Here is a 17,806-nt window from a genome sequence, read left to right as displayed (position 1 = left end):
CTTACGAAGATATATGCATTTTATTTTGATAAAGAAAAAATAAGTCAAGATGAGCACTCCGGTGATCCCCTTGAACAACTTGGAACATATAATAAATAATCAACTTTTAGTGAATTAGATTCATGCTCTAATCATCTAATGGTTAAACTGTCTAAGTTAAGGGATGAATCAAGCTAATTTCATTGATATGGGGATCATTAATTTTAGGACTAATTTTATAAAAATATAAGGGAGGGGGGAGCGCTAAATTGTTTATGTTGAAACTTGCATCCTCTAGCCAACGCTGATGATCTGCTGGAGTAATGATAATTGGCATACGATTATGTACACATCCTACATTAAAATTAGCTTGCGTTGTTAAAACAGCAAAAGTATAAACAACCTCCCCCTTTATTTCAGTGGCATTCCAAATGCCAGCAATAGCGAAAAGCTTTCTGTAGGGTAGATAAAAATAGTAAGGCTGATGGGGAACTGTTTTGTGATCCCACTCATAAAAACCACTCATGGGAATAAGGCATCGGTTTTGAATGATTAAATTGCGGAAAAAGGATTTGTGATGAATGTTTTCGCTTTCTGCATTAATAAATCTGACCTTATTTTCTAAAGAATGTAATTGGGGAATAAGTCCCCACTTCATAAGTGTAACTTTCGCTTGGTTTTCTTGAAAATGAATAATGGGAACGTTTTCTCCCGGTACAATATTATAACAAACATGGAATGTTGAGGAATCTTTTGGTGGAAGATGTAATGTTGTCCAAAGATTCTTAAATGAATTGTTTATAGAAAACCTATTACACATAAATACCTTCCTCTTTCCCTTTTTTATTATGAATAATATATGGATAATGTAATGGATTATTCCTTTTTTACAGTCGTGAAAGTTGTGCCTTTTTACGCTTATACTTCTTAATGCACGATCGCTACAATTAACTTTTATGTTATTCTTGCTCCCCCTTTTGAGAGAATCGTGAATTTTAACTTCAATATCACTTAGCATATAAATTTTATTTTTTTTATTCTGTTGCAGAAGAATTAAAATGGAGAAAAAATATGGTAACCTTAGTAGGGACCCAGGGAAGTTTTGTCGATGCATTAAAAGAACTTATCGAACTTGAATTTGATGCCATTGAAGCTTATGAAACTGCTATTACCCGGCTTCAAAACGAAAAATATAAAACAACCCTCACTGAGTTTAAAGGTGACCATGGCCGACATGTAAAAGAACTGAGAGGCCTTCTGATCCAACATGATATTGTCCCTCCTACGGGCCCTAGTATGGGAAAACACTGGATTACAAAAGGAAAAGTAGTTATTGCCAATCTTACAGGTGGCGACGAAGCTATTTTGTTAGCGATGAAAAGTAACGAGATGGATACGAATACAGCCTATAGGCGCATGAACGAACGCCTGGATATATGGGATGATGCCAAAGATATAATTGAGCGTGGATTGGAAGACGAAATAGGTCACAAAAAATGGCTAGAAGACCACTTCAAGAAAATATAGCTTGTAATAAAAGAGACGTACAAATCTCTCTCCGATTTCTGTTTCTCTTTTATTATTATCACTTTGATAATAAAGACAACGATAATAAAGACAATTTCCTACTTTCAAGCTAGAAAAGTCGAGTAATAATATTAATTACCACTTTGCCCTCAATAATCGAAATTAACTATAAACTCAAACGAATAATTGTGGTATATAATTACCAAAAAGTTTTGGTTTTGATGTTTTTTTATAAAAATGCTTCTCTAAATAAGGAGCAATGGTACAGATAGGCAGTATTTTTAACTTTAATAGTGGTCTAATTTTAAATTCACGTGGGCGATATGGATAAAAGCTTTGGTCCAAATACTCTTTTAGAATCTTACTCCCCATCGGAAGGGATTTTGCTCGAGTTTATAGCGCCTTATATTTATACACTCTCCGAGCTTATGGCTGAAAAAGATCCTGAAATGAGCACGGATCAATATAGTTATGCTTATATTTCTTCGTTTATAAAAAAAGCAAAAATTAATATCGGATTTATTGATTCAGAGGGAGTCTTTAAAGTTGTTAGTTCTTCATTTAATCAGTGGTTTGCTCAAAGAATAAAAAAAGGTTTTGATATTGTTAACAAGAACATTACAGATGTTTTCGAAGAGGTCCCCCAAGAAATAAGTCAAGGGTTAGAGAAAAACTTAAAAGGCTCTATTGTCAAATATAAAGAAGTTCCCATCACTATAGCAAAAGATCGCCAATTATGGATTACCTGGGAATCATTTCCATGGGTTAAAACCAATGGCGATATCGCCGGAATTGTTTTCTTTTGTAAAGATATTACTGAGCAAAAAGAACTATATTTAGACGTTCGTAAGCTTTACTCCCGTACTGAATTATTGGAAAAGTTTTCTCTTATCTTCTCTCACGATCTTATCCAACCATTGCGACAAATTTCGACGTATGTTTCCTTTCTGGAAATGGAACTTGATACGGTCACCAAAAACACCCCTACTGTTAATGAAAACATTAAAGCTTTAAACCGATGTGTTTCTAGAGCTAAAGAAATTTGCGAAGGTGTTATCATTTACTGTAAAAATGGGGACCTTACGATTAACAGGGAACCTGTTGATTTAAGTGAGATTATGAATATAATAGCAGGGTGCTGCTCGGATAGGTCTGATATTATAATAAAGGACTTCACCTCCCCAGATCTTATATTAGATGTCAATAAATCTTGTGTTTTACAATTATTCCAAAACTTACTCGATAATGCTATTAAGCATTCTACCACTACCCCGATAGAAATTACGTTTTCGGGACACCATTTAGATGAAAACTATTATGAGTTTAGTCTTCATAATAACGGATGGTGTGGTCATACATTGAAGCAAAAAAATGTATTTAATGCCTTTTATTCTAACTTTGCAGATGGCGCTGGATTAGGTCTTATGATATGCAAAAAGATAGTCAATGCCTATGGCGGAGAGATCAGGTTTATTTCTCTTCCTGAAGAAGGGACAAAAATTACGTTTTCTCTTCCTCTCTTTAAAGAAATAGAAAATGTGGTGGACTACAATTTAAGAACCGTAAAACTATAAAGAGTGTTTTTGTTATGCCTGAGTGCCTTTATAGAAGGCTTATCTGCTTGCCATACCCCTAGAGCTTCATGTTAGAGGGGGATATCTTCTCAATTTTCCCTGAAATAGCGAAGAAAGTTTCTTTTAAGGTAAGAATAAAACAATTTATTACTTCCTATCATAACTAAAAAAAATTGCAGCATTATTTTTTTTAGTTATGATAAAGAACGCTCATAATAAAAGCGCTAAGAAGGTTTGCAATGGATATACCATCAAACATAAAAATTATATATGTTGAAGATGATGAAATTGATCGTCATATTTTTGAGGTAGTACTCAATAAAATAATGGTTAACCCCAGCATAACTTTTATTAAGAATGGGGAAGAATTTTTAGATTTTTTTCAGAAAAAAAATTCTTATAAGGATAGGCCGCCCATACAAGGACTATTAATTATTTTTTTAGATATTAACATGCCTCGTTTGAATGGATTAGAAGTTTTAAAAAAGTTAGCAGAAATTCCAAAACCTCCCACACAAGAATACCTACTCCCAATTGTTATGTTTTCTGGTTCCAAAAGAGAAATGGATATTTTCGAAAGCAAGAGGCTAGGCGCGATGGATTACGTCGTTAAACCTTTTTCTTACCAAGAAATGATCATTTCTTTGTCTTCTGTTATTTCAGGATATGTTAAAAAGGGCATTTTAAAGGAAATGGAAATTTAGTTGGAGATCAGTCAGCTTTTTCCAATCATATAAAATCACTATAACCTTTCCTATAAAAAACAGAAAAGGTTATAATATTGCCCGGCAACAGCTTAATGTTTTTTTCCTAATACTTGAGCGAGTAAAACTCCGAGGCATATGGTTCCAAGTATTAATTTGCCTGCATGTTTTTCAAATGAAAATGGTATATTAAGATGCTCTATTATGTTGTTGGCAGTTAGTAGAATTTCTTTGCCCGGTTGGGGTTTTGTGCGAGATTTAATAGAAAGCAATCCCAGTCCAAATATTAAAAAAACTCCACTAAAAACCAATCCACTTTCTAAATAACCTATAACAGGGCTAAGAAATTGGAATAAAAAATAAGACCCCATTACAAACCCACTTATCACCATAACTACCCCTAAACTATGAAGCCATAAATCCCGAGGTTTCTCCCTATTGGCCATAAAACTATGAACAATATGGGGAATTAATGAAGATAAGAGACTCATTTAATAAGTTTTCCAATAATAAAACCCATAACTAAACTAACTAAAACAGAAGGAATAGGATTTTTCTTTATCTCTTCCTTCATACATTCGGATAATTTATGCGTATAGTTTATGACGTCACCTGTCTTCTGTTGGATTGAATCGAGCACTTCTTGAGATTTAGATTCAGCTTTTTCCATGATGTCATTTAAATAGCTTTCAATGGACTCTTTTTCTTCCCCATATTTTTGCTGGACAAGACCTATTAGTTTATCTTTTTGTCCAGAAATTTTATCCCAATCCTGATCGGTAATATTCCCCCATTTTTTTTGAATTTCCCCCTTAAGTTTGGTTAAGTTACCGCGAAAAGTGTCTTTTTCCATTTTTTCTACTCTTATAGAAGGATTGTTTTCTTCTTTTTTTGTAAGGTATTTTACATAAAATAATGAGGTTAATAGTGGGTTTTTTTTAATGTTTATTCTAAAGGTTCTCCCTAAACTTTTACCGTTCAAAATGGAGAAACAAAGTTTTTTTGAGATTGCAAAATGGGAACTTATGGTGTTATTTAACCTTGATACACTATTCACAGCCATGAGATAGAACTACTTATTATAAAAGTAATATTTTAATAAAATTAAGTAATTGGGGGCAATTTTTTTCCTAAGGAGTACAGACAATGATTGATGATGTAGATAGATATGTTGCTAAAAAACTGAAGTACTATAGAACAAAATTTGATTGGCCCCTCAAAAAACTTGCCGATGATCTAAATGTTTCTCTTCAGCAAATGCATCGATATGAACAAGGTGCTAATAAAATATCTGCTGGTCTATTATACAAGCTATCAAAAATTTTTAAGATTGATATCTCTTGTTTTTATGACAAATTTGAAAAAGGTGGTAACGAAGAAACTGATAAAACTTACAAAATTCTTCTCATCGAAGATAATCCTGATGACGAATATTTTTTTAGAAAATGTATTAGTGAATTCGATGAACCCCTCGAAATATACGTATTAAGAGATGGTACTGAAGTGATGAATTACGTCCGTGAATTGCAAGATACTTCCGTACGGCTTTTTTCGCAGATCGATATCATTTTTATGGACTTAAATCTGCCTTCCGTAAACGGGTTCGATTTATTAAATGATTTAAAGAAGCGCCCTGTTCTGAATGGAGTCCCCATTATTATTTTAACAAGTAGCATTAATGATGAGGATGCCACAAAATCCTATATGCTTCACGCAAATGGTTTTATAAAAAAGTCGTTTGTATTTAAAGAGTATAGCGAACAGCTTAATATGGCTTTGAATTATTGGATAAAAGCCGCCAGCCTTCCCCATCATGAGCAAGTAAAATAATCATATTTATTTATGAATAGCTGTTATGTCCTAACCACCCCAAACTTATTGGTTTGGGGTGGTTAGATTAATCCCTACTCTCTCTTTACCCTAACTTCATCAAATCCATTTAGGCCCTTTTGGCTGGCCACTTTCCCTAAATTTGTTCAATGAATAGACTCTTCCATCCAAATTTGGCATTATTTCCAACTAAAAGTATCGCAAAATTATCCGGGAGAGGGTGAAGGAAGGGCGAAAAAGCCTGGAAAAGTATATTTTCTCTTTAATTCCTGTCATTTCCTGCCTATAAAAATAGACTTCTAGAGAAGGAGGAGAGAGGGTTTAGTTGCACTCTCTTAAAAAACTATCCATTAATCTAAGGGTAGTATCTTGCCCGTACTTTTTTTGTAATCTTCCAGTAAAACCCTCACCCGAACCTCTCATCTGGACAAGAGCCTTATTAGCAAATTGTTCCCATTTTTGAACAATTTTATCTTTTAAAGAGTCTTCATTATTAAAGGCCACTCCGTTTTGAGGAGAGGGCTGTAATTGCGCAGAAACATTCACAACACTCAATAGAACCAAACCTAAAACTAACTTTTTCATGAGTATATCTCCTTTCAAAGATTCATATCAAATATCCTTGAAAATCTTAATTATTAACCTGTGTGGATATATACTTACCCTGTTTGTCTGGTTATTTTTACGTTAAAAACATTTTTAAAATAACTACTTACTATCCTCAAAAAAAACAAAAACAAACGCAGCTCCCCGTTGATAAGACGCGGCTATAATCAACAGATAAGCGATAATTTCATAGCAAGTAATTAGAGAAACTTACCAGCCCACAGATTGGTCAGAAACTCTTCAACTGGCCAGATAATAATCTCCTGCTCTTCCACACGCATTATGCGTTTACGCGGCTCAAGGCTAACGACATGAAGCTTGGCACCATACTCATGACCAAATAAAACAAGGCCCTTTAAATCTCTTCTCTCAATGGGACTCGATATTTTACATTCAATCGCGACTTGGCCTTCCTGTAAGACAAAATCGACTTCATGCACACCATCTTTGGTGCGCCAGAAATTGAGGCTATGATCCAGATCATTCAACATTTTATGGGCAATGAGTTCTAAAAAAATATAATGTTCAAATGCTTTACCAGCCTCTGACCCCTTGAAATCAACAAAATTATACCTCTTCAAATAGTGGGAAAGACCCGTATCCATCAAATAAAACTTTGGGGTTTCCTTGATTATTTGTCGACTTACTTTTTTAGAAAAAGGATGTAAAAAGTAACCCAGATACATATCAACAAGGATCTCAAAGTAAGTTTTGACCGTTTTTGCGTCAACAGCACAATCCCGCGCAATATTGCTGTAGTTTAACAGCTCTCCTTGGGAAAACCCCAAAACATCAAGAAAACGAGTAAACCCCTGGGAAGAGCGCAGATTAGCTTCCATATGCACCTCGGGCAATAGGTAATCATAAACATAAGAAGATAAAAACTTACGGGAATGGAGCGAAAGATAGTGACTAGGCAACAACCCTCTATTCATTATTTTTTGCCAATCAAGCATTTTTAATTCTGGGAAACATAGGGGTAAAAAATGCGTTCGCCACGCACGGCCACCAAGAAGATTGGATCCACTTTGTTTAAGTTTGCGAACACTGGAGCCACATAATATAAACTGAACACCTTCTAGATTTTCCATCATCCAATGAACCTCATCTAAAAGGGGTGGTATTTTTTGGACTTCATCTAGAATAATAGGGTTAGTAAAAGTTTCCCTCGGCGCCGCTATGATCTCTTCTCGCAGTAGATAGGGATGGTTTACATATCTTTGGAAGACATCTGTTTTTAATAAATCAATATACAGAGCCTTAGGAAACTGCTCCTTTAAATAAGTTGATTTTCCTGTTTTGCGAGCCCCCCAAAGGAAAGTTGAATGGGGGGAAGGAACCTCCAGCGTAAGGTAGCGATTTATTTTATTCATGGGGATAATATTCCCTAAAAGGTTTACCTATACGGATTATATTCCATATTTCTCACAAACAAAAGTCTAGAATACTGCTCAACAGGAGGAGTATTGGTGGTAGCACGAGAAAAACGAAAGCTTTTTAGGGAGTAGGCCAGAAGGAATAAATAGACCTATAAATTACCAAAAAACTTATTGCAATACTCAAGGCAGGTGTTTTAAGGGGCTAAAGTCCAATGGAATAAGCCCTACTTTAAGCCTTAGTTATTAATTATGTAGGCTTCTACTTTAAGTAATTTATATACGGTTGACCTCCCAATTCCAGCTTGTTTTGCTATCTCTGTTGCTCCAATGCCAGCCGCACGAAGAGGCCTTATTTTTTCCCTATCAATTTTCCTCTTACGGCCGAATTTTATCCCTTTGGATTTAGCTTCGAGGAGGCCTTCATTAGTCCGCTCTAAAATGCGATGACGTTCTGCTTGGGCGACAGCGGATAAAATGGTAACAACCATTTTTCCCATAGTCCCTTCCGTACTAATACCATCGTCGAGAAAACGAATTGAGACCCCCATTGCCTCAAATTCTTTGATCAACTGGATCATGTCTGCTGTATCTCGTCCGAGGCGATCCAGTTTCTTGATCACAATATATCACCTCCCTCAACCTTTAGGCGCAATAACTCTAGTCCATCCCGTTGTGTATGGCTGCCAGTGGCGATATCTGTAAAAATTCGATTTTCTTGAACGCCAACTTCTTTAAGAGCCTTAATCTGACTATCGAGAGATTGTTGGCTGGTTGGAAACACGAGCATATCCAAAGAGTCGCATAGGTCAATAATGTCTTCTAAATCGATTAATAGAAAAAATGTCTATTAACTAGGTTAAATACGATTTTATAGACAGTTTATTATACGGTAATTAGGGTGTCTATAAATTTATAAAATAATAGACAAGAACAATTTTCCATCTGGTCCGTCATCTATTTTTTGGGGAGGAATAATACCCTTCAAGAAAGAAACCCCTTGCCTCCTCAGAAAAATAAGTAAAGATTAAAATAGGTATATTTTAATGTAGTGATAGGGTAGGTCTAAATTTAATCTTCGAGAAAAGAATAGATTAAATCAAAGGATAAGCTGATGATTTGGGTTATAGTGTGTGATGGATCTATCGCAAAAGTATTTCAAAAACAACATCGTTTTAGCGATTTAATGCACTTAGAGTCTTTTACGCACTCCCATGAGTCAACCCATGAACATGGTAAAGATAAGCCAGGAAGAGATTTTGAAAGTGGGACTCCCGCGCGTCATGCATATGAACCAAAACATGATTGGCATGAATATCAAAAAGAAGTGTTCATTCAACAAGTCTCAACCTACTTATTGAAAGCCCTTAAAGAGAAACGTTTTTCTAAAATATACTTTATATGTCCCCCTAAGATTATAGGCGTTTTCAGAGACGCTTTTGGAAACAGTATAGATATGCACCACAAACAAAAGCTAACGATCACAGAAATCCACAAAGACTTAACCCATTCTGCTTCCCCTGAAATAGACAATATAATATTAAAGGAAGAAGGCTGGAAATAGAGAGGCTCTGTACAGCCAAATTTCCCGGTATTTTATAGAGATTTTTATTTTCTTCGTTAATACTACATTGCCCTCATTCTTCTCCAATTAGCGAAAGGTGATTTCAAAGAGGCTAAAAATTGATCTTTTTTAACATAGTCCTAAGGGCGGAATTTATTCTTTAATATATATACGCAAATATACATACGCACCTTACAAATGGAGTTTGGTCATGTCTGGTTACACACTATTAAATTTGCTCACCGCCGCTGTCGTTGTTATTGGGGCTCTCAACTGGGGTATTATTGGTATTTCGGATATCAACCTTGTGGAACGCATTTTTGGGCTCTCTATCGCAAAATCTATCTATATTTTGGTAGGCCTTTGTGGATTGTTTCAAGTTGTGACAGCTATCATCGATAAAAAAATCTAAAAAATTTCAAGATGAGAGTATTCTTATGAAAAGCCCAGAAAAAGTAAAAACTGCTTTTATTGATACGTCCTATAGCCCCATGGCCGATCCGGTTTACATGTCCGAACAGATGCTTGGATATTTTCAAGATAAGCTCATCAATTGGAAAAAAACATTAATACATTTAACTAAAGACACGCCAGAAACCTTAGTTGATATGTCAATCCGCGAGTCCGACCCCGTGGATAATGGCATCAATAAAGAGATAAATTATCCCCAGGTTGCTTGTATAGAACACCAAAAAATGCTTCTTGATCAAATTGACATGGCCATTGAAAGAATTAACAATGGAACTTATGGTTTTTGTGAACAGACAGGGGAGCCCATTGGCGTCGCGCGCTTAGAATCTTACCCTATCGCCCGTTTGTGTGTAGAAGCTCAAGAACAGTACGAAAAATCGTCTCTCTCTAAGCAATTTTCAAGACATATTTAACATTTACTTTTTTTCCTCGCACAATTGGAATATATGAAATGATGGCCAGCATACCTGCTGGTTATTTTAATGTAAAAACAGATAAGAGAGGAAATATTTTAGCATTAAATTAAGACAGAATCTGGATGGTGGATAGGGGATAATTTTGGTTGGCTATCCTGTTGAGTCTGAAAAAAATCATCCTTAGAGCGCATGCGATAATGACCCATTATCTGGTGGTGTGGGTCATTATAAGGAGGGAGATACAATCTTTTAGAGAGACGATAAGGGATAATGGCAACTTCCCTTTTGGCAATAGCAATAACTAAACTAGCGTGTGCGGATCAAAACCTCTGAAGGACGTTCCGGCGGCCCAGCCTTTTCTTCATCGGTTTGGCACGGGATTTCTCTTTGTAAGGGGACGATCTTAAGTGCATCTTTGAGATGGGGAATTTTTCCTTTAATTTCTGTACTAATACAATCAGTTCCAAAAGTGTTGTTGGTAAATCTTATTTTATAACACTTACCCGGCTCCAAATTGTAGCAGATCCCGATGGGAGTTACCGGATTGGTCTCGCCTGTTATAGAGTAATATTGAGAATCTCCTAATTGGGATGCTACTACTTTAACCACATATTTCTTACTCTTAGATTCTTCTGCACATGCTGGAACGGTAAAAGCAAGCCATCCTGCTTTTGGTTCAGGAGAGAGTTGTTTGCTGGCATCAGGGTTGTTGGGGATTACTTCTGGTTTTATGAGTAAGTCTAAGTTTTTCTTGTTTTCATTTTCAATGATGAAACAGAGATCATCAGGATTGGTCTTTGTTTCTGATTGAGACGTTCCAACCGAGGGGGTAGCCCCCCCTTCCCCGCTTAAAGCCAGTATCGTTACTAGTAAGCAAGGATAAGTAATTTTCATTTTGAACTCCAATCTTTCAATTTGATCTACCCTATGCATAGGGTAAAATATGGATACTTCAATATGTAGGTGAAAATTTTCCTGCAATTAACCAAATTATCACTTAAAAATTTGTATTTAAATAAAAATATTATTCTAATCTTTCCCCCCCGATAATAACAGTGCGTTTTTTCAAAATTGTTTCTAACCGTGCTTTATAATTGTTTTCTATCGTATCTCTATAGAACCTATTTTTAGCCAAGACAGTAAAGGTTTTATCGTCAGAGCTAGCAACAATCGCACAATCTTTAAACCAATGCTGATAGATAGTCTCGCCTAGGGCGTGAAGGATTTCCCGCTTTAAATTTTTCACCTCGCAAGAGAGAGAAGAGTTATCGATGTCTCTTAAAATAGAGTCCATATCCTCTTTTTTGGAGGGAGAAATAATGTTCTTTATTCCAAAATTTTTTTCAAAGATTTTTCGAATAAAATCAAACTTTAAAGCCCCATCAATTCCAATCTTAAATCCACTATTAATTTTTCCCATTAAAAAGTCACTAGAGGCAATTTGTAAGCAATAATGCTTCCATTTTTGAAGGCAATTATCAAACTTATACTTCAACGCCGCTATCATCATTTTGCATCTATTTTTTGTAAGGCCTGTTTGGACCTCTGGTTGGATAACATCATTCCAAATATCCACCATCTGTTGGGTGAATGGTTTTTTAAGATTAAGATTAGATGATTTTTCATCTGAATTTTTGGATGTATTAGGATTTATTAAATCTTTTTTGTTTGTTTTCTCTGTATTATAGAACGACTCGTTTTGGGTCGATGGTCGACTCGTTTTGGGTTGATCTTTGCCCTTAGAACTCAAGGGAGACAGAGGGGGGGATATCTCTTTAGAGGGGGGGGGAGGTAGAAGCTGCTCTAACTTCTTATAATTAATTGTATACCAATTGGTTCTATTGCTTTTATGATGGCTTAATTTTTCAACCAAAATTAAATCAAAATCTCTTAATATTCTGATCGACCTATTTATGGTACTTTTGGAGACAGTTTGTAGGTCTCTCGCCCAACTTTCATAACTATTGTATATCCATTTTTGCCCGTTTCGTACAATGCCTATATTTTCTTTTGAAGAAATCCAATAGTGCATCTGTTGAAAGAGGAGAGCGGCTGATTTGCCAATCAATTTGACGAGCTCAGGCTGGAGAATAAGACATTTATCTTGTTCAAGGAGAACTCTGGTTTTTTCGGGGCGCATAAATATTTCCTACATTAATTTTAATATTTACGCACGTGAGTCTTTAACAAGTACTAGACATTCTCTATTTTTTGTAATACTCTATTCTAGAGTATCGCTCATATTAGTTTAAATGTCGTGATCTTATTATCGGGGCTCATGTGCATTAAAAACCTTCTGTTTCAGCAGAAGGTTTTTTACCTATTTTATTTCTACCATTATAAAACTTTTCTATATTAAAATTCACAATACACTCTCTTGTCAATATATTTTTGTATTTTTTTATAAAAATTTATTTTTAAACCAAGAAATATGTGATATAGGTTTATTCAAGGTAGTTTTGAAGTTATATCAGTATTGCGATTTGGAATCGCCGTAAAGAGAAAAGAGGGGACTGGGAATGGAAAATATGACTGTAAATCAAACAATGATGGCTCTGCTGACGCGGACGACTCCCCTCATTGTATCAAGGTTGGTTATCTCAAAAAAAATGGAACCATTGAGACACGAGAATCAGTATACAAAAAAATACTCTCTCAGCTCTACCAGGCAAATTACTAAGCTTCTTTATTCTGATCATAAACGTCCTGTTAAGCAAAAAATTCTTTCCTTTTATAATTTTAAGGGGGGCACTGGAAAAACAAGTTTATCATTCCAAGTTGCAACACACTTAGCTATTTTAGGGTTTGATGTTTTATGCGTCGATCTTGATCCACAAGGTCACTTGAGTTCAGTAATGGGAATCCCGGAAGATTTTAATGGGGATACCATGTATGACTCCTTGATCAATGGTGTTCCTATTGAAGAAACGATCTTAAATATAGCCGATGGATTGCACTTGATTCCTTCAAATATATCAACAACGCGTATCGAAGTGCAGTTGAATTTAAAAAACAAAAGAGAAGAGAGATTAAAGGAACTGTTAGACCCTCTAAGGGAGAAATATGATTTCATTATTTTAGATACCAATCCGACAATTAGCACTTTAAACATGAATGCGCTTGTCGCTAGTGATAGGATAAATATTATTTGCGAAACACAACCCTTTAGCTTAATGGGCTTGCGACTGTTGGTCAGTGAAATGGTTAGCTTTTTTAATGATATGAAGACAATACCGAATTTTTGCATTGTTCCAAATAAATATGAAATTAAAACCGCAACGGCGCAAGAAGTCCTAGGAGCTTTGCGCGCAGAATATTCTCATTATGTATTAAATGCAGTTGTTAGAAAGACAGAGGAAATTAATTTATCATCTAAAATGAAATTACCCATTTCTGCTTTTTGTAAACCAAAGTCTCTTGCCCTTGAAGATATAATGGATTTAGTACATGAAATTGTCAGCCAGTCTTGTGGAAATTCAGGATTACAAGCAGCTTAATTATTGCCGATGCAGTAATTTTTAAGGATAAATTTAATGAAAATCGATAACACAAAAATCAGAGAAATCTCAGAGGATTTGCTAAGAAAAAGTTCTAGCCCCTCGAGATTAAGTATATTTAATGAAAATCGATCTGAGATTACCTACTTATCAGTAGGCCAACTACATCCATATCAAAAACAGGCACGAAGGATTTTTGACCAAGAAGATATTGATGCTTTAGCTGAAACAATTAAAGAACATGGTATACGTCAGCCATTAACTGTTTTAAGAGTGAGCTCTGATCCGGTTCATTTTGAGGTCATTAGTGGTGAACGAAGGTTGCGGGCTGCGAAAAATATAGGACTGCAAAAGGTCCCTTGTATTATCATAGATAATGTAGAAAAAGCTGAAGAAATAGCACTTGTTGAGAATATTCAGCGCCAAGATCTTCATCCCCTTGAGATTGCCAATGCGCTAAATGCCTTAGTCAGTAAGATTGGGTGGGGAGGTCAAGCGGTTCTTCAAAAAAAACTAGGGATTACTAAAAGCACTATTTCTGAGTTGTTAAAACTCTTGGAGCTACCTATCTCGGTTAGAGATGAAATGTTAAGAACAAATTTCCGAGGCCGCGACGTTACAAGAAAGTTACTCTCTTTAAAGTCTGAGCAAAAACAACTTGAGTTTATGGCTTCAATGAATTCAAGGGGGCCCTCTGATCCCAAGAAAAAACTGCCTATTATTTCTTCGGTCTTGCGCATTTCTTTAAATGAAGAAAGGCTAATGGTTCAGAAAACAGGTCTTGCTCGATTGACAGTGGAGCAAAAACAGGCGGTTAAAGAACTATTGATGGATGTTGTGAAGGACCTTCAATAGAGAGAAAGTTCGTTCAGGCCTATCTCCTTACTGAATATTCAAAACAAAGAAAACAGGCGGTTATCCTAAAATGATTAAGTGCAGTCCCGAGGCTCCTAAGGGAACTTACTTTTGACGCGAGCGTTCATGTATGCATATTGTTTCTGGTTAAAGGTTAAAATAAATGCCATTAGAGAAATATAGTTAAAATATCAACTTAGCTAAAAAGTAAATTTAAAAGATAATAAATTTATAAATTTATTAAATTGACCCCTTAGGGATTTTCATTATGGCAGGCAATACGTCAAGTAACCAAAATACTTACCCTCTTCCTCAGGGATCCATACACCGTTTCCGCTCTACCAAAAGAAGAAGAAGGTTAAGAAAAAAAGCAAGAGATATTATTTCTGAAAAATATCAATCCTATCCAACCAACAGAATAAGTGTGCTCTCTATCTTAGGCTTAATAGCTATTTTCCTGATCTTGGCATATTTTAGCCCCCATTGATAAAAATTAAATAGAGAAAGCCATACTAGCTTCTTGTGAAAAAAAAGATGACTTTCTAAGTCATCTTTTTTTGTGAGGTAAAGCAAATAAATTAGTACTCCTAGATTGAGGATCTATCCAGGAGTACTAACGGAATCAGTTTGAAAATGCGGATGAAAAGTGGGCTATGAACTACCGCTCTTCATTTGTCTTTTGAAGTTTTATGGTCTTTAGAGCGGTCATTGTCATGACTATGACGTCCACCCTTAGCAGCAATCTCTCTCACCTCTTCTTTTGGCATAGACGCAAATCCTTGCTTGCCTTTAGAAGCGGGACTTTTTTTGGAGTTATCTTGCGATCTGTCATTACGAGAATTAGTCATTCTTAAATCTCCTTTTCGCTGTAGAGGAATTAATAACTTCCGGTGTACAATTGTTAAGCTATATTATCTTTCTCTCCATAAAAACGAGAAACATTCAGAAACTTTCTCCTTTTTCATATAAATTTATTAAAATGTTAAGTTAAATTTTGAAGCTGCTCTTTTCTCTTTATTGCTCTCAATCTCTTTTTATTAAAAATGGCACGAGAACTAACCAATTTTTTCTGTGACAAGGAATAAATATTGATGTCTATAAGGCCTATCTCCGGAGTAAGTGGGCTCCCCTCCTCCTTCCTGCCCAGTGCAGGAGGTAAAAGCGCCAGAATAGAGCCAGGAGGAAAACGTGAGGCAGATATTATTAGCTTTTACGGGGTGGCGGTTGAGAGGGAGAATCTTCATCTGGTATTTTGGGATCCATAGGAGGAATTTCCTCTGGGCGCGTTGAATCATCTTCGCCGAAAGGAGGTAGTTCTTCTGGAGCATCCGGCTCGTCTTCTTTAAAAGGAGGAAGTTCTTTTTCGTAATTAGGAATGTCGGTGGGATGGCCTTTTTCTGGCTTATGTGGTTCTTCGGCTAGTTTCCCAATTTCTTCGAGAAAATGCGTTTGATTGTCAAGGGTATTGATGTATTTTTCAATGATATTTTCCACAATCCTAGCTCCTTTAAAAAAACAGTGTTTTCTAAAATATTTTTTTGGTGAAGTCATGGAAATTAGTTTGATGGCTAGATTCCTTGAATCTCCCTCAAAAAAGTAATAGCTGCAATACAAAGTTTGGCTTTTTATTGCAGCTCTTTATAGTTGAAAAAGGCATTCTTTTTAATGTCATTTCTTCCACTGGAAAAGTTTGTTCAACATTGGGATTAAAAGCTGAATTTGGCACTTTTAAGCTATGCCGGTGTCCCCTCGTCTGTAAGATTCTTTTAGGAGAGTAAAAAATATGGTTGAGCCTTTAGTAGGTACGGAAGTAGCCCAGATTTTCCCCCCATGATCTCTTATAATTTTATTGCATTGATGGAGACCTAATCCATACCCCTCATACTGAGGACCAGAGTTAAGGCGTTTGTGCTCGCTAAAAATTTTCTTCAAATGTTTTGACTCTATACCGATACCGTTATCTTGAACTGAAAATACCCAGAATGTTCCACGATCACTAACGGATATATCAATCACAGGAAACGATTCTCTATTATATTTTAATGCATTGGACACCAAGTTTTGTATTAATTGAATAAGGAGATTCTTATTGGCATAGACAACCGGCAGAGAACTATAATTTACTGTTGCATTTTTATTTTGAATTTCACTTTTCATCACTGTCAAAACACTGGTTATAACTTCAGTCATGCACGTATTATTAAAAACTATTTCTTTGTTCTTTTGATGGGAATAATCGAGACTACTACTTATAAAATTTTTCATATACTCTATGGTTTTAAGCATATAGTTGAGATGTTCTTTTAAAGATGGGTCGGTAGTTTCTGCATAATCCATATTGATAATTTGGGCATAAAGCGCAATAGAGCGAAGAGATTGATTCAAGTCATGGGCGCATGTATGGGCAAACCTAGAAAGTTTATTATTAGATTTTTTAAGGGATCGTATACTATCTCGCAGTGTTTTTTCTAAAGACTTTTGTGACGTGATGTTTTCGACATAGAGGACAACTCCCTCAACTTCATTGCTCAAATGATGCCAGGGCAATATTTCCCACTTCCACCACTCAATAGAGCCATCCTGACGATAAAATGGATCGGAGTCACAGCTAAGCCGTTCTCCGTTTAAGCATCTTTGATGAATGGCTTTCCACTTTCTAGGCATGTCTGGAATAAGCGTATACCAATGATCATTCTGTTTTACATTTTCTTTTTTTAAGGGAGATTCTTCAAAAAACTTATCGCTTGCAGCGACAAATCGTAAATTTCTATCAAATATTACAACGGCGACAGGTAAGCACTCTATTAGACTATTAAAAATAATCTGGTTAGATTCTTTATTTTCATCTTCTCTAAAATCATTTTGTAATACAGTGTTTGTTTTGCTCATCATTCTATCTAATCTTAGTCAATTTATGTATTAACTTGTTCACCAATTTCAAAATGTACAATTACAGCTTCTTCGCTCAATCGAATTATCTCAAATTGTCGTTCTTTCTTATGGTCACTCGTATTTACCAGACGTTTGACAAGGATAAGGAGGTAGAGAAGGTCTACCTTGAAAGCTTGTCTAATTAACTATATTGTGGCGCTTCACAATATAGTTACGTTTACTTATTCCAACTTACTGTTAATTCTTTTTTATAGTCAGCACACATAATTCCTCATATCCCCAATTTCGGACTATAATATTTCCTCTACACATATGTATTAGAAATAATTTTCAACAAAATGCGAATTTTCCCAAAACAGCCTTAGCAAAAATAAATAAAGTTGTAAATATATTTCGTGCACCCAGATTATCAACGTTAGGTTGAATGTTGCTAAAATGACAGAATGACCCTGTTTTTACAGTCGTTTAATTATATTAATTTTATGAGCCTTCTTAAGGACAATATTAGAAGTTAT

General features: G+C 35.5%; 19 protein-coding genes and 1 pseudogene. 9 read left to right on the top strand and 11 right to left on the bottom strand.

Translation table 11 applies throughout. The features are described from left to right. Positions 1-151 precede the first annotated feature (151 nt). A complete protein-coding gene (locus IG80_RS0111425; RefSeq protein ID WP_032114156.1) occupies positions 152-799 on the bottom strand; it encodes an SOS response-associated peptidase in 648 nt (215 codons plus the stop codon). A gap of 251 nt (positions 800-1,050) precedes the next feature. On the opposite strand from IG80_RS0111425, the gene IG80_RS0111420 reads away from it, so the two are divergent. The 3 genes from IG80_RS0111420 (at position 1,051) to IG80_RS0111410 (ending at position 3,784) form a co-directional block, all read left to right on the top strand. Continuing rightward, positions 1,051-1,506 (top strand): DUF2383 domain-containing protein, encoded by a 456-nt coding sequence (locus tag IG80_RS0111420; protein ID WP_032114155.1) that lies wholly within the window; start codon positions 1,051-1,053, stop codon positions 1,504-1,506. A 323-nt stretch (positions 1,507-1,829) separates the two neighbouring features. Continuing rightward, positions 1,830-3,080 (top strand): PAS domain-containing sensor histidine kinase, encoded by a 1,251-nt coding sequence (locus tag IG80_RS0111415; protein ID WP_032114154.1) that lies wholly within the window; start codon positions 1,830-1,832, stop codon positions 3,078-3,080. 239 nt (positions 3,081-3,319) lie between these two features. Further along, positions 3,320-3,784, top strand: coding sequence for a response regulator (locus tag IG80_RS0111410; protein ID WP_032114153.1), 465 nt, complete (start codon positions 3,320-3,322; stop codon positions 3,782-3,784). A 92-nt stretch (positions 3,785-3,876) separates the two neighbouring features. Here the strand turns inward: IG80_RS0111410 and IG80_RS0111405 are convergent, their stop codons facing one another. After that, a complete protein-coding gene (locus IG80_RS0111405) occupies positions 3,877-4,275 on the bottom strand; it encodes a hypothetical protein (protein WP_032114152.1) in 399 nt (132 codons plus the stop codon). Then, entirely contained in the window at positions 4,272-4,766 is a 495-nt protein-coding gene (locus tag IG80_RS15370) for a CsbD family protein (RefSeq protein WP_232224411.1), read from the bottom strand. Before IG80_RS15370 ends, IG80_RS0111405 begins: the two co-directional genes overlap by 4 nt. A gap of 164 nt (positions 4,767-4,930) precedes the next feature. Between IG80_RS15370 and IG80_RS13705 the strand changes: the two genes are divergently transcribed. After that, complete coding sequence (locus IG80_RS13705; RefSeq protein WP_052046414.1) at positions 4,931-5,614, top strand: response regulator; 684 nt, start codon at positions 4,931-4,933, stop codon at positions 5,612-5,614. Positions 5,615-5,935: 321 nt separating this feature from the next. Here the strand turns inward: IG80_RS13705 and IG80_RS0111385 are convergent, their stop codons facing one another. The 3 genes and pseudogenes from IG80_RS0111385 to IG80_RS0111375 all read right to left on the bottom strand — a co-directional run bounded on the left by IG80_RS0111385 (position 5,936) and on the right by IG80_RS0111375 (position 8,402). Beyond that, the gene (locus IG80_RS0111385; RefSeq protein WP_032114150.1) at positions 5,936-6,199 is read right to left on the bottom strand and encodes a hypothetical protein; all 264 of its coding nucleotides are present in this window, start codon (positions 6,197-6,199) and stop codon (positions 5,936-5,938) included. Between the two features lie 221 nt (positions 6,200-6,420). After that, positions 6,421-7,593, bottom strand: a complete 1,173-nt coding sequence (locus IG80_RS0111380) for an ATP-binding protein (RefSeq protein ID WP_032114149.1) — start codon at positions 7,591-7,593, stop codon at positions 6,421-6,423. Positions 7,594-7,835: 242 nt separating this feature from the next. Further along, positions 7,836-8,402 (bottom strand): annotated as a pseudogene (locus IG80_RS0111375) (recombinase family protein). A gap of 308 nt (positions 8,403-8,710) precedes the next feature. On the opposite strand from IG80_RS0111375, the gene IG80_RS0111370 reads away from it, so the two are divergent. From IG80_RS0111370 to IG80_RS0111360, 3 genes are all read left to right on the top strand, one after another. Next, positions 8,711-9,160, top strand: coding sequence for a host attachment protein (locus IG80_RS0111370; RefSeq protein WP_032114147.1), 450 nt, complete (start codon positions 8,711-8,713; stop codon positions 9,158-9,160). A 211-nt stretch (positions 9,161-9,371) separates the two neighbouring features. After that, the gene (locus IG80_RS0111365) at positions 9,372-9,572 is read left to right on the top strand and encodes a DUF378 domain-containing protein (protein ID WP_032114146.1); all 201 of its coding nucleotides are present in this window, start codon (positions 9,372-9,374) and stop codon (positions 9,570-9,572) included. A 25-nt stretch (positions 9,573-9,597) separates the two neighbouring features. Next, positions 9,598-10,044 (top strand): TraR/DksA family transcriptional regulator, encoded by a 447-nt coding sequence (locus IG80_RS0111360; RefSeq protein WP_032114145.1) that lies wholly within the window; start codon positions 9,598-9,600, stop codon positions 10,042-10,044. Between the two features lie 309 nt (positions 10,045-10,353). Here IG80_RS0111360 and IG80_RS0111355 read toward each other — a convergent pair whose 3' ends face one another. Both IG80_RS0111355 and IG80_RS13700 read right to left on the bottom strand, forming a co-directional pair. Further along, positions 10,354-10,941 (bottom strand): hypothetical protein, encoded by a 588-nt coding sequence (locus IG80_RS0111355; protein ID WP_032114144.1) that lies wholly within the window; start codon positions 10,939-10,941, stop codon positions 10,354-10,356. Positions 10,942-11,071: 130 nt separating this feature from the next. After that, entirely contained in the window at positions 11,072-12,187 is a 1,116-nt protein-coding gene (locus IG80_RS13700) for a DnaA N-terminal domain-containing protein (RefSeq protein ID WP_052046413.1), read from the bottom strand. Positions 12,188-12,566: 379 nt separating this feature from the next. Between IG80_RS13700 and IG80_RS0111345 the strand changes: the two genes are divergently transcribed. Together IG80_RS0111345 and IG80_RS0111340 are read left to right on the top strand one after the other, a co-directional pair. Further along, a complete protein-coding gene (locus tag IG80_RS0111345) occupies positions 12,567-13,544 on the top strand; it encodes a ParA family protein (RefSeq protein ID WP_032114143.1) in 978 nt (325 codons plus the stop codon). 36 nt (positions 13,545-13,580) lie between these two features. After that, positions 13,581-14,399 carry a ParB/RepB/Spo0J family partition protein gene (locus IG80_RS0111340; RefSeq protein ID WP_052046412.1) on the top strand — a complete coding sequence of 273 codons (819 nt, stop codon included), beginning with the start codon at positions 13,581-13,583 and terminating at the stop codon, positions 14,397-14,399. Positions 14,400-15,067: 668 nt separating this feature from the next. Here IG80_RS0111340 and IG80_RS0111335 read toward each other — a convergent pair. The 3 genes from IG80_RS0111335 to IG80_RS0111325 form a co-directional block, all read right to left on the bottom strand. Further along, positions 15,068-15,247, bottom strand: a complete 180-nt coding sequence (locus tag IG80_RS0111335) for a KGG domain-containing protein (protein ID WP_032114142.1) — start codon at positions 15,245-15,247, stop codon at positions 15,068-15,070. 355 nt (positions 15,248-15,602) lie between these two features. Next, complete coding sequence (locus IG80_RS0111330; RefSeq protein ID WP_156962211.1) at positions 15,603-15,893, bottom strand: hypothetical protein; 291 nt, start codon at positions 15,891-15,893, stop codon at positions 15,603-15,605. Positions 15,894-16,127: 234 nt separating this feature from the next. Further along, positions 16,128-17,291 (bottom strand): sensor histidine kinase, encoded by a 1,164-nt coding sequence (locus IG80_RS0111325; protein ID WP_084756453.1) that lies wholly within the window; start codon positions 17,289-17,291, stop codon positions 16,128-16,130. Positions 17,292-17,806 lie beyond the last annotated feature (515 nt).

It is taken from the genome of Candidatus Paracaedibacter symbiosus (genome assembly GCF_000757605.1).
GTDB lineage: Bacteria > Pseudomonadota > Alphaproteobacteria > Paracaedibacterales > Paracaedibacteraceae > Paracaedibacter_A > Paracaedibacter_A symbiosus.
Note: the sequence above shows the minus strand (reverse complement) of the source record. Positions and strands in the feature narration are given on the sequence as shown.

Coding starts and splice junctions, on each gene's coding strand:
- IG80_RS0111365 (WP_032114146.1), top strand. CDS start 9,372: ATGTCTGGTTACACACTATTAAATTTGCTCACCGCCGCTGTCGTTGTT.
- IG80_RS13700 (WP_052046413.1), bottom strand. CDS start 12,187: ATGCGCCCCGAAAAAACCAGAGTTCTCCTTGAACAAGATAAATGTCTT.
- IG80_RS0111345 (WP_032114143.1), top strand. CDS start 12,567: ATGGAAAATATGACTGTAAATCAAACAATGATGGCTCTGCTGACGCGG.
- IG80_RS0111385 (WP_032114150.1), bottom strand. CDS start 6,199: ATGAAAAAGTTAGTTTTAGGTTTGGTTCTATTGAGTGTTGTGAATGTT.
- IG80_RS0111370 (WP_032114147.1), top strand. CDS start 8,711: ATGATTTGGGTTATAGTGTGTGATGGATCTATCGCAAAAGTATTTCAA.
- IG80_RS0111355 (WP_032114144.1), bottom strand. CDS start 10,941: ATGAAAATTACTTATCCTTGCTTACTAGTAACGATACTGGCTTTAAGC.
- IG80_RS0111325 (WP_084756453.1), bottom strand. CDS start 17,291: ATGATGAGCAAAACAAACACTGTATTACAAAATGATTTTAGAGAAGAT.
- IG80_RS13705 (WP_052046414.1), top strand. CDS start 4,931: ATGATTGATGATGTAGATAGATATGTTGCTAAAAAACTGAAGTACTAT.
- IG80_RS0111340 (WP_052046412.1), top strand. CDS start 13,581: ATGAAAATCGATAACACAAAAATCAGAGAAATCTCAGAGGATTTGCTA.
- IG80_RS0111425 (WP_032114156.1), bottom strand. CDS start 799: ATGTGTAATAGGTTTTCTATAAACAATTCATTTAAGAATCTTTGGACA.
- IG80_RS0111380 (WP_032114149.1), bottom strand. CDS start 7,593: ATGAATAAAATAAATCGCTACCTTACGCTGGAGGTTCCTTCCCCCCAT.
- IG80_RS0111415 (WP_032114154.1), top strand. CDS start 1,830: ATGGATAAAAGCTTTGGTCCAAATACTCTTTTAGAATCTTACTCCCCA.
- IG80_RS0111405 (WP_032114152.1), bottom strand. CDS start 4,275: ATGAGTCTCTTATCTTCATTAATTCCCCATATTGTTCATAGTTTTATG.
- IG80_RS0111360 (WP_032114145.1), top strand. CDS start 9,598: ATGAAAAGCCCAGAAAAAGTAAAAACTGCTTTTATTGATACGTCCTAT.
- IG80_RS0111420 (WP_032114155.1), top strand. CDS start 1,051: ATGGTAACCTTAGTAGGGACCCAGGGAAGTTTTGTCGATGCATTAAAA.
- IG80_RS0111335 (WP_032114142.1), bottom strand. CDS start 15,247: ATGACTAATTCTCGTAATGACAGATCGCAAGATAACTCCAAAAAAAGT.
- IG80_RS0111410 (WP_032114153.1), top strand. CDS start 3,320: ATGGATATACCATCAAACATAAAAATTATATATGTTGAAGATGATGAA.